Raw genomic sequence first — 11,445 nt, 5'->3', positions numbered from 1 at the left:
CGGTTCCAAGGGCGACGACCTTATTCTCCCGGTGCCGTGTGGTACGGTGATTTTCACCGCGCGCGGGCCGCAAGGCAAGCCCAAGCACCCCGGCGAGCAGCTCGCCGATCTGCGCCATGAAGGCGATCGTTTCGTCGCGGCCGCAGGCGGCAACGGCGGTCTGGGCAACATCGCCCTCGCCAATCGCACGCGCCGCGCCCCCGGTTTCGCACTGCTCGGTGAACCCGGCGAGGAACGCGACGTGATCCTGGAACTGAAGTCCATCGCCGACGTGGCGCTCGTAGGCTTCCCCTCCGCGGGCAAGTCCTCGCTCATCGCCGCGATGAGCTCCGCCAAGCCGAAGATCGCCGACTATCCGTTCACCACGCTGGTGCCGAACCTCGGCGTGGTCATCGCGGGCGACAGCCGTTACACCATCGCCGACGTGCCGGGCCTGATTCCGGGAGCCTCGCAGGGCAAGGGCCTCGGCTTGGAATTCCTGCGCCATATCGAGCGCACGGAGATCATCGCGCACGTCATCGATTGCGCCACCCTCGAACCCGACCGCGACCCCATCAGCGATTATGAGGCGCTGGAGAAGGAACTCGCCGAATACGCGGATTCCCTGGACCTGCCGCTCGGAGCCATCCCGATCCCCGAACGTCCGCGCATCGTCATCCTCAACAAGGTCGACGTGCCGGAGGCGAAGGAACTGGCGGAATTCGTGCGCCCCGAATTCGAAAAGCGCGGCATGCGCACCTTCATCATCTCCACCGCCTCGCATGAGGGCCTTAAGGAACTGAACTTCGCGCTGGCCGGCATGGTCGACGAGATGCGCGCCGAGGTCGCCAAGCGCGAAAGCGAGGAGGAGGCCGCACGCGTGGTGATCAAGCCTCTGGAAAGCACGGGCCGTCGCCGTCGCAGCGCCGACGAGAAGGGCACGGCGCTCGACTTCTCCATCGAACGCAAGGAGCTCGGCAACGGCGACGTGTGGTTCGAGGTCACGGGCCGTAAGCCGGAACGTTGGGTGATGCAGACCAACTTCGATAACGATGAGGCCGTGGGCTACCTGGCCGATCGTCTCGCCAAGCTCGGCGTGGAGGACGAACTGCGCCGCAAGGGTGCCCATCCGGGCGACGAGATTCGTATCGGCAAGGGCGACCGTGCAGTCGCCTTCGATTGGGATCCGACCATCGCCGCAGGTGCGGAGATGTTGGACGGTGCCCAGCTGGGTGCGCGAGGCAAGGATCTGCGACTCGACGAGGACGAGGGTCGTGCCCGTCGCCGTACGAACGCCGAACGTCGCCGCGAATATCACGAGATGATGGACGCCAAGGCCGCGGTGCGCGAAGCCATGATGGCGGAGCGCAAGGCCGGTCACTGGGCCGATCCGAGCGTGGACGACGACCGTCACGACGAGACGAGTCTGTTCGGACGCGGCGAAGAGTGAGAGAATGGGCGGTATGATCACACCATCGCAGGCCGAAGTGCGCAGGGCGATTGCCGAAGCGCGGACCATCGTCGTCAAAGTCGGTTCAAGCTCGCTGACCATGCCGTCCGGTCATCTCGACCCCGAACGGTTGAACGCGCTGGTCGCCGCGCTGGCGCGTGTACGGCTGATGGGCGGCCGCGTGGTGCTCGTTTCGTCGGGTGCCATCGCCGCCGGATTCGGCACGCTTGGATTCTCTTCACGCCCCACCGATGTGGCCGACCAGCAGGCATGCGCCGCCGTCGGTCAGGGGCTGCTCATGGCGCAGTATGAGGCCGCGTTCGCCCGTTATGGGCTGTGCGTCGGGCAGATTCTGCTCACCGCATCCGACACGATGCAGCCGCAGCAGTACCGCAATGTGCGGCGCACGCTCGACCGGCTGCTCGATCTCGGAGCCGTGCCGATCATCAACGAAAACGATTCCCTGGCCTCCAACGAAATCCGTTTCGGCGACAACGATCGTCTGTCCGCGCTCATCGCGAACATCGTCGTCGCCGACGCACTGGTGCTGCTCACCGACGTCGACTCGTTATACACGGCACCTCCCTCCCAGCCTGATTCCAGACGCATCGCCTACGTGCCGAACGTCGAAGACGCCTTGAGCAAGGTCGAAGTCGGCGGTAGTGGGTCGAACGTCGGTACCGGCGGCATGGTTACCAAGATGGAGGCCGCGCGCGTGGCCGCGGTATCGGGTATTCCGACCGTGCTGACCTGCGCCGCGAACGCCGGTCCGGCCATGATGGGCGATCCTGTCGGTACGGTGTTCGCGCCGATCAACGACCGCGGCTCGTCCCGCAGGCTGTGGATCGGATTCGCGGCTCATCCGTTCGGCACGCTGGTTGCCGATTCGGGCGCGGCCAAGGCCGTGCGCGGTGGGCAGGCGAGTCTGCTGGCCGCCGGCGTGGTGGAGGTCCGTGGCGAATTCTCCGCGGGCGACGCGGTGTGGATCGACGATGAGAACGGCAACCACCTGGGTAGGGGATTGGCCGGATTCGATTCGGAGGAGATCCCGCAGATGCTCGGCCGCAACACCTCCCAGCTCAAGCGTTTCCTGGGCGAGGAATACGCCCATCCGCTGGTGCATCGCGACAATCTCGTGCTCGTCTGATCGGCGCCTGCACGGCTGCGATTCGGAACGTTACGCCGCCTTCTCCCGAAAAGGGGAGGGCGGCTTTTCCATACCGCGAAGTCCGCTGCGAACCTGCCGTGAAACCAGTCGTGAAACATATCGGAATGCGGTGGGAAATACGACGGGAAACACGGTCGGCCGATCCGCCCGCGCAAGTAGCACCCACATACTGAATCATGACGCCCGTAAGCGTTTCCTTTTTCTCCCGCAAGGTCTAGCATGGCAATCATGACTATGGCTGATTGGCAAAGACTCTCCGACCGTATTAACCATGTGGCGCCCAGCGCCACGCTCGCCGTCGATTCCAAGGCAAAGGCAATGAAAGCCGCCGGAATCGACGTGATCGGCTTCGGTGCCGGCGAACCGAACTTCCCGACCCCCGCACCCATCGTGGCGGCCGCCGCGGAGGCGGTGCAGGATCCGAAGAACTACCGTTACACGCCGACCCCAGGCCTGCCCGAACTGCGCGAGGCGATCGCCGCGAAGACGCTGCGCGACTCCGGGTACGAAGTGGATCCCAGCCAGGTCGTCGTGACCAACGGCGGCAAGCAGGCCGTGTACGAATCCTTCCAGATCCTGCTCGATGAAGGCGACGAGGTCATCATCCCCACCCCCTACTGGACCAGCTATCCGGAAGCGGTGAAGCTGGCCGGCGGCAAGCCGGTCGAAGTGTTCGCCGGAGCCGAAAGCGGATTCGAACCGTCCATTGAAAGCATCGAAGCGGCACGCACCGAGCGCACCAAGGCCATCATCGTGAACACGCCGAACAATCCGACCGGCGCCGTGTGGAAGCCGGAAACCGTGAAGGCGATCGGCGAATGGGCCATCGAACACCACGTGTGGGTCATCTCCGACGAAATCTACGAACACCTGAACTACGACGGCGCCAAGACCACGTACATCGGCGCGGCCGTGCCCGAAGTGCGCAACCAGCTGCTCGTGCTGAACGGCGTCGCCAAAACCTACGCCATGCCCGGTTGGCGCGTCGGCTGGATGATCGCCCCCGCCGAAGTGGCCAAGGCCGCTTCCAAGCTGCAGGGTCACATGACCTCCAACGTGAACAACATCTCCCAGCGCGCCGCCATCCAGGCCGTCTCCGGCTCCCTGGACGCCGTGTATGAGATGCGTGCCGCCTTCAACAAGCGCCGTCAGGCCATCGTCGCCGCACTGAATGATATCGAAGGCGTCAACTGCCCGACCCCGACCGGCGCGTTCTATGCGTTCGCCGACATCACCGCGCTGTTGGGCAAGCCGCTCGGCCCCAACGGCACCGTCGCAACCACCTCCAGCGAATTCGCCGCGGCGATGCTGGACGAGGCGCATGTCGCCGCCGTACCCGGCGAAGCCTTCGATGCGCCGGGCTACCTGCGCTTCTCGTACGCGCTTGCCGACGACCAGCTGGCCGAAGGCATGCGTCGTATGAAGGCGTATGTCGAAGCGTGACACGCGGGTGTACACGCTGTAGCCGCGTTCGATTTGTCTAAATCGTGACCTGCTGCTAATGTATCGACTTGGCGGTTTTCGTCAGGCGAAGCGTTCTCTTGAACGCATGCATGGCGGAGGTTCACCTAGGGAAGTGGCGCAATTGGTAGCGCAACGGTCTCCAAAACCGTAGGTTGTGGGTTCGAGTCCCGCCTTCCCTGCCAAGTTTTCCTGACGGCTCCTGAACGAAGAGGATGATTATGGCTAAGGCAAACAAGGCTGAAAAGGTCATCAAGCCCAACGTTTTCATGCGCATCGGTTTGTTCATCAAGCAGATCATCGACGAACTTCGCAAGGTGGTTACCCCGACCGCCAAGGAACTGTTCTTCTGGTCGCTGGCCGTGGCTATTTTCGTGCTGCTGCTGATGGCCTTGGTTACGGGCATGGATTACGGCCTGGGCAAGCTTGTACTGCTTGTGTTTGGCTGATCGTTAAACTGCGAACGCGAACATAAAGGTGACTGACGCATGAGTGATGAAGTAAATTTCGAAAACGTTGATGCGTCGCCTGACGTCGAAAACGACGTCGAGGCGGCTGCTACCGCGGAAGAACCGCAGGAAGCGCCGGTCGATACCGCCGAAGAGACTGAGGATCAGGCCGAGCAGGCCGATCAGTCCGTCGAAACCGAGGATTCCGAGGCAGAAGCCGAAGCTGAATCCGATTCCGAAACCGCTGACGATGCCGATCAGAACGACGGCGAATCCAGCGAACCCGTCGATGCCGGCCAGGCCGCGGTCGACGAATTCTCCAAGTCCCTTCGCACCCTCGAAGGCAAGTGGTACGTGCTTCACACCTACTCCGGTTACGAGAAGCGCGTCAAGACCAACGTCGAATCCCGTATCCAGAGCTTCGGTCTCGAAAACAAGATCTTCCAGGTCGAAGTCCCCATGGAGGAAGTCGAAAAGCACACCGAAAAGGGCAAGAAGGTCCTCACCCGCGTGCGCGTCCCTGGCTATGTCCTGATCCGCATGTGGCCCGATGAGGAAGCCCGACGCATCGTTCGCGAAACCGAAGGCGTCACCGGCTTCGTCGGCCCCACCAAGGATCCGGCTCCGCTCAGTCGCAAGGAAGTCGTCTCCATGATGGCCCCCATGATCGCCTCCGAAGCCCTCAAGAAGGCCGGCGATAAGCCCGCCGCCGCCAAGAAGCGCAAGCTTGAGGTCTCCTACGCCGTCGGCGATCAGGTCACCGTCACCGATGGCCCCTTCACCACCATGCCCGCCGTCGTCTCCGACGTCGAGCCCACCACCCAGAAGCTCACCGTTCTCGTGTCCATTTTCGGCCGTGACACGCCGGTGGAGCTTGACTTCAACCAGGTCGAAAAACTCTCCTGAACATACGAAAAGCACGCGCTGGCTGCGTTGCTCCTCGGTCGACGTACCTTTGTACGCCTTCCCTCGGTGCGCCTTGCCATCGCGTGCTTTTCGTATGTTCAGGTCCTTAATTGGGGTTGCTGGGGGAGTGTGGCCGCAGCGTTGTGTGTCGCCTTCCTGGTTTGGTGGGTGTTGATTTCCGGCTGCGTTGCTCCTCGGTCGACGTACCTTTGTACGCCTTCCCTCGGTGCGCCTTGCCATCGCGTGCTTTTCGTATGTTCAGGTCCTTATTGGGGTTGCTGGGGGAGTGCGGCCGCAGCGTTGTGTGTCGCCTTCCTGGTTTGGTGGGTGTTGATTTCCGGGGGCGTTGCCCCTCGGTCGACGTACTTCGTGCGCCTTCCTTGGGTGCGCCTTGCCATCGCGTGCTCTTCTGTTTTTGTCGCAACCGAACGGCATAATGGGAAAGCTTGTGTCTGGAGGGGAGACCCGCTAGCACAGCACAGCGATATAAGTTGCGGGAGGAGACTGTTGCAGCGTCAAGCCGCAAGGTGGACAACGCAACGGCGACCGAATGTACCGCGTTATAGAAAGTAGACCATAACTATGGCTAAAGAAAAGAAAGTATCCGCGCTGATCAAGCTGCAGATCCAGGCTGGCAAGGCCAATCCTGCCCCGCCGCTGGGTCCGGCTCTGGGTTCCCATGGCGTGAACATCATGGACTTCTGCAAGGCGTACAACGCCCAGACGCAGGACAAGATGGGCCAGGTCATCCCTGTCGAGATCACCGTTTACGAAGATCGTTCCTTCACCTTCATCCTGAAGACCCCGCCGGCAGCAGCTCTGCTGAAGAAGGCCGCTGGCATCGAGAAGGGCACCGAGAACCCGCTGACCCACAAGGTCGGTTCCGTCACCAAGGCCCAGGTCCGCGAAATTGCTGAAACCAAGATGGCTGACCTGTCCGCTCGCGACATCGAAGCCGGCATGAAGATCATCGAAGGCACCGCCCGTTCCATGGGCATCACGGTGACCGACTGATAAGGAGAAGGACAGATGGCTAAGCATTCCAAGAAGTATCGTGAAGCGGCCGAAAAGGTCGATCGCAACAACCTGTACACCCCTGATCAGGCCATCGCGCTGCTCAAGAGCATGCCGACCCGCAACTTTGACGAAGCCGTTGAAGCCGTGGTGCGTCTGAACGTTGATCCCCGCAAGGCCGATCAGCTCGTTCGTGGCACCGTGAGCCTGCCGAACGGCACCGGTAAGACCGTCAAGGTTCTGGTGTTCGCCCGTGGCCCGCAGGCCACCGCAGCTCAGGAAGCCGGCGCCGACATCGTCGGTGACGATGACCTCATCGCCAAGGTGCAGGGCGGTTTCCTCGACTTCGACTCCGTCGTCGCCACCCCGGACATGATGGGCAAGGTCGGCCGTCTGGGCCGCGTGCTCGGCCCGCGTGGCCTCATGCCGAACCCGAAGACCGGCACCGTGACCATGGACGTGGCCAAGGCTGTCAAGGACATCAAGGGCGGCAAGATCGAGTTCCGCGTCGACAAGAACGGCAACCTGAGCTTCCTCGTCGGCAAGGTCTCCTTCGACGAGAAGGCCCTGGATGAGAACTTCCACGCTGTGGCCGACGAGATTAAGCGTCTCAAGCCGTCCACCGTGAAGGGCCGTTACGTGACCAAGGCCACCATCACCTCCACGATGGGCCCCGGCATCCCGGTCGATCCGGCTGCTCTGTGAGCCTGAGAACCCGACATTCGCAAACGGCGATGCCGTACGCGGATTGACGGTTTGATAAAGCCGATACAATAAGCCTCCCGCATTTCGGTGCGGGAGGCTTATTTCGTTTCAACGCCGTGTTTTCGCGCCGTGTGGTACCGTGCGCTGTCGTGTCGCGTCAAGCCGTTCGACTCAATGCCGTTCCGCGCTGGCGATACGGCCAAGCGTGATGGCGGTGGTCAACACCGTCGCATCGCGCGGATCGGTGGCATCCCACCCGGTGGTGTCGGCCATGCGCTTAAGACGGTAGCGCACCGTATTCGGATGCACGTTCAACATGCGTGCGGTGACTTCCAGCGAACCGCCCGACTCAAGGAACGAGGATACGGTCAGCATCGTCGGATCATCCTCACCCTGCCCGGAAAGGCTCGCATACACGCCGTCGACGAGCTCACGGCGGGCATCCTCATCGCCCAGCAGCGCCCGCTCGGGAAGTGCCTCCTCGGCCCTCAACAGCGGCGGCGACAGCCTCGCGGCGGGGGAAGTCTCGACATACGCTTGCAACGCGGGAAGCGCCCTCAACGTGGTCAGCGCGGCTTGGATACTGCCAGCGGCGCCGGTGATGCCGCGTCTCACAGGCCCAAGGCACAGGGGAGTGCCACCGTCGAACGCTTCGGCGATCGCCGTGCACACGGGGTCCGGATTCGCCGCAGGCTGCAATCGGAACAACACCACAAGCGTCTCGCCGCGCATACCGGTCAACGGCTCCTCACCGCCGATATCGGCGATGGCACGGCGAACCGTTTCCATCGCGCCGCGCTCATTGCCCGCAGGGCGCCCGGCGACCGCGCAACAGGTGAAATCGCCATCGAATCCGAGAATCCGCAGCAACGATGCCGCACGTTCATCGGTCACACCGTTCAGCAGGCATTCGAACGCGACCGCACGGATAATGCCCACGGCATCGGCGTCGCCCGCGCCCGCGGCACCGGAAGCCCCTAACGTTTCGGCAACGTCCGACCGGTCATGCTCACCCTGCATGGCGTCCGCTCTGCCGGCACCGTCGGCCAGCAGCAGGTCCAGAAAATCTGTCATAGCAAGCCAGTCTAATCTTTCGCCCTGAGTGTGCGTGCACCCGTGTTCGCCGCCTTGGCACCCGTTGCGCCGTCGCGCAGATGCGAGTCGCGCCAGAACGTCAGGCACAGGAACATGAAGCAGAAGGCGATGGGCAGCATATGCCGTTCGAAATTATTCGCCGGAGCCGTGATCATCACACCCATGAGCAGCAGCAGCGGCAGATGCCAGGCCAAAGCGCGCCAACGGCGCAGAATCACTTCGGCGGCGCCGATGAGCAGCGTCAGAATGACATAGAAATTACCGTGCATCGGCCATCCAAGCACGGGAATCCGGCTGATCTGCCTGGACGTGTTCGCCACCTTCGCGCGCCAGTTCGCGTTGTAATACTTGATCCACGTGGTGTTCGACGCCACATGGTCGTTGTACACGTAATAATCCATCGAAACGTACGGCAGGTCGGCGATATCGAAATAGCCAAAGCATTTCGCCATCAGCGCGTCCACCGCCACCACGGGATTCGCACGCACCGTTTCCAGCCAAGCCTCATTGAACCGTTTCATATCCCCCGGAGTGACGGAACGCCAACGGTAACTGACCTTCTTGGACTGGATGCCGGAGGATTTCACCGGATCGGCATCCTGCTGGAAATACGCTTCGGCCATCTGGTCGAGATTGAACACGGGCGCGAGCTTCTCACGCGCCGAATCGGGAATGGTTTCGGGCGCCTTCTTCGCGATGCGGGCGATCTGCTGCAGTTGGACACCGTGGCTTTCGATCGGATCGCCGCTGATGATCAGCCCCGAATTGATGGCCATCGAAATGCCGCCGTGAATGATCAGCGTCGGCACAAGCAATGCGAACACATACGTTTTCCAATGCTTGCGATCGGCAAGCAGCGCGAGGATGAATTCGAACAGCAGAATGTACCAGGCGTATTTCGCGCTGGCGAGCATGACCACGTTGGCGGCGATGAACGCAAGGAACGTCCGCGCGGGCAACCGGCGGAACCGTGCTCCGATCGGCGCCCCATGCGCCTTCGCATGGCGGTCCGACGACGTGGCATACAGCTCATACCAAATGCCGAACGCCCAGGTGAACGCGAACGCGAACAGCGGCGATTTGGTCAGGGAAATCGTGGAGAACACGGCCAACGGGCATACCAGGAAGAACAGGATGACGACCACACGCGCCGTGGCATGGGCGGCCTGTGGCGGCAGCATCGCCTTCACTCCGCGTTCCGGGTTGCCGTGACGCACCGTGGTGAACCGTCCGCCGCGTTCCGGGTGCGCGAAGTCGATGGATTCGTTGCGCTTCAACCACGGCAGGTTCAGGAAACGGTGCAGCGTCGCGGCGATGCAACAGACGGCGAACAGCCACTGTATGGCCGCCAGCAGTACGATGCCCCAATCGTTGGAACCGGTGAGATAACGCGAAACCGCCAGCGTGGATCCGTACCACAGCGTGAGCAGGATATTATGCTGATCGGTCAGATAGGTGGGGGAGTCTGGCCACAGGTAATGCGCGGTCGGGTAGATGTCCATGGGCGCGAAGGAGAAGAATCCGATATACGGCTGTTTCAGGCCGGTCCACTGGTTCCAGGCCCAGCTGAATTCGCGTGCCTGACTGCGCAGGTCGGCGCCGAACGCGGCCAGAAGCGTGGTCGGAACCCACAGCCATCCGATGGCGACGACCAACGCGATCTTCCAACGCTTGTCGGTGCATCGCACGATCCATCGCCCGCAGAATGTGGCCGCTCGCGTCAGCAAGGTGCCGGCTTTCGTGGCGCGGAATGCTGTGGCACGCCTACGCCAGGCCATACGCCACGATCGGGGGATGAGATTCCTATGCGTACGTTCGCCCGTGGCACGGTCGGTCGTCCAGCCGAGGATCGGCTGTTTGCGTGCCATGCGGACCAATGCCACGATGATGAGGAAGTAGATGACGAAGGCAAGTATGCCGAACAGCGCGTTGAGCGGGCCGAAATTCGCTATGGAGGAGTCGTTCCAATACAGGGGGCCCACCGCCGTGCACCAGGCCAGCCATAGGCATGCCGCCACGGCCAGTGCCCAACGTGCCGCCGCCGCGACCTTGGCTCCCGCATGGCCGTTCCGCTTGCCGTCCGTCGCCTTGGATCGATGGATTCGTTCGTTCTGCTGTGTCGTCATGGTCGCTGTGATCTGCCTACTTTGCATGCCTTGCATGATTCGATGGAAGGTTCGCTTCGTTCGTATCGTCGTATCGTGCCGTTCGGGCCCTACGCCCCGCGCGGCGAATCGTATGGTTCGGATGCGCCGCCATGCCCGGTTCCGGCGATCATCACGCCACTGGTCCCGGCCGGAGCATCATCCTTGTTGGCCATTTTAGACTTTGCCCTGTCGTTGCCCATAGGCCTATGCCATGTCCATGTCGTGAGAGCCATGCGTATGGGTTCTCGTGCGCGTCGCCGTATGCGCATCGGTCCGGTTGCATGATGTGATTTGGTCACATGATGCGATCTAGGTACGCGATGTGATCTGGTTGTGTGATGTGTATTCGTCGGTATTCGTCTTCGCATCGGGTCCGCGACACGCGCGGTCGCGTCGTTTTCCGTGTTTTTCCGGATTGTTTTCCGGTTGTTCGCGGTGTCTTTCGTGTTCCCTGCCCCGGTTTTCCGTGTTTCCGTCCCGTTTTCGACACGCCGACGGACCCGTTTGTTTGCAATGGTTTCGGGGTGGTTTTCGGGGTCCGGGTTTGCGTGGGTTCGGGTTTTGGTGTAGGTTTTTCTCTTGCTGCTCGGCGCGGCGCGGTTCCCTTCCTTGATGGGTTCGGTTCCGGGTCGGTGCGGTGGTGGTTTGAGAACTCAAGAGCGTGTTTGTACTACTTCTTTATAGTCAATGATTGCCAGTCCGTCCACGGCCCGCGCGTGTTTTGGCGTGCGGGTGCCGGGAAGCCGGTTGAACGGGGCGGGGTTTGAGCGGACAGCGCCGTTTTCCTTAAAACGGCTTGTTCAATTTCTTTTATTTTGTTTGAGAGTCATCTGGTCGATGTCTTTCCATGATTTTTTTGTGGAGGGTTCGATTCTGGCTCAGGATGAACGCTGGCGGCGTGCTTAACACATGCAAGTCGAACGGGATCCATCAAGCTTGCTTGGTGGTGAGAGTGGCGAACGGGTGAGTAATGCGTGACCGACCTGCCCCATACACCGGAATAGCTCCTGGAAACGGGTGGTAATGCCGGATGCTCCGGGCCATCGCATGGTGGTTCGGGAAAGATTGTAT

Annotated in this window: 9 protein-coding genes, 1 tRNA gene and 1 rRNA gene; 9 read left to right on the top strand and 2 right to left on the bottom strand. The window is 61.7% G+C overall.

Going from position 1 to position 11,445, the window contains the following annotated elements:
- From obgE to rplA, 8 genes are all read left to right on the top strand, one after another.
- The coding region (gene obgE / locus KIH75_RS09435) for a GTPase ObgE (RefSeq protein ID WP_219056458.1) at nt 1-1,429 on the top strand (1,429 nt) is incomplete at its 5' end.
- 13 nt (nt 1,430-1,442) lie between these two features.
- The gene (proB, locus tag KIH75_RS09430) at nt 1,443-2,576 is read left to right on the top strand and encodes a glutamate 5-kinase (RefSeq protein ID WP_219056459.1); all 1,134 of its coding nucleotides are present in this window, start codon (nt 1,443-1,445) and stop codon (nt 2,574-2,576) included.
- Nucleotides 2,577-2,816: 240 nt separating this feature from the next.
- The gene (locus KIH75_RS09425) at nt 2,817-4,040 is read left to right on the top strand and encodes a pyridoxal phosphate-dependent aminotransferase (RefSeq protein ID WP_219056457.1); all 1,224 of its coding nucleotides are present in this window, start codon (nt 2,817-2,819) and stop codon (nt 4,038-4,040) included.
- Nucleotides 4,041-4,167: 127 nt separating this feature from the next.
- Nucleotides 4,168-4,243: transfer RNA gene (locus KIH75_RS09420), tRNA-Trp, on the top strand.
- Between the two features lie 36 nt (nt 4,244-4,279).
- Nucleotides 4,280-4,507, top strand: a complete 228-nt coding sequence (secE, locus tag KIH75_RS09415) for a preprotein translocase subunit SecE (protein ID WP_219056456.1) — start codon at nt 4,280-4,282, stop codon at nt 4,505-4,507.
- 39 nt (nt 4,508-4,546) lie between these two features.
- Nucleotides 4,547-5,413, top strand: coding sequence for a transcription termination/antitermination protein NusG (gene nusG, locus KIH75_RS09410; protein ID WP_219056455.1), 867 nt, complete (start codon nt 4,547-4,549; stop codon nt 5,411-5,413).
- A gap of 582 nt (nt 5,414-5,995) precedes the next feature.
- Entirely contained in the window at nt 5,996-6,427 is a 432-nt protein-coding gene (gene rplK, locus KIH75_RS09405) for a 50S ribosomal protein L11 (RefSeq protein WP_033523471.1), read from the top strand.
- A gap of 15 nt (nt 6,428-6,442) precedes the next feature.
- On the top strand, nt 6,443-7,132 hold the full coding sequence (gene rplA, locus KIH75_RS09400; protein ID WP_003825552.1) for a 50S ribosomal protein L1: 690 nt from the start codon (nt 6,443-6,445) through the stop codon (nt 7,130-7,132).
- Nucleotides 7,133-7,303: 171 nt separating this feature from the next.
- On the opposite strand, the gene KIH75_RS09395 is transcribed toward rplA, so the two are convergent.
- Entirely contained in the window at nt 7,304-8,206 is a 903-nt protein-coding gene (locus KIH75_RS09395) for a PucR family transcriptional regulator (protein ID WP_219056454.1), read from the bottom strand.
- 11 nt (nt 8,207-8,217) lie between these two features.
- Nucleotides 8,218-10,353 (bottom strand): DUF6020 family protein, encoded by a 2,136-nt coding sequence (locus KIH75_RS09390; RefSeq protein ID WP_219056453.1) that lies wholly within the window; start codon nt 10,351-10,353, stop codon nt 8,218-8,220.
- A gap of 876 nt (nt 10,354-11,229) precedes the next feature.
- On the opposite strand from KIH75_RS09390, the gene KIH75_RS09385 reads away from it, so the two are divergent.
- A 16S ribosomal RNA gene (locus KIH75_RS09385) occupies nt 11,230-11,445 on the top strand; the annotation flags it as partial.

The organism is Bifidobacterium pongonis, assembly GCF_019331805.1.
Taxonomy (GTDB): Bacteria; Actinomycetota; Actinomycetes; order Actinomycetales; family Bifidobacteriaceae; genus Bifidobacterium; species Bifidobacterium pongonis.
The sequence above is the reverse complement of the archived record's forward strand: the minus strand, read 5'-3'. Positions and strand labels throughout refer to the sequence as shown.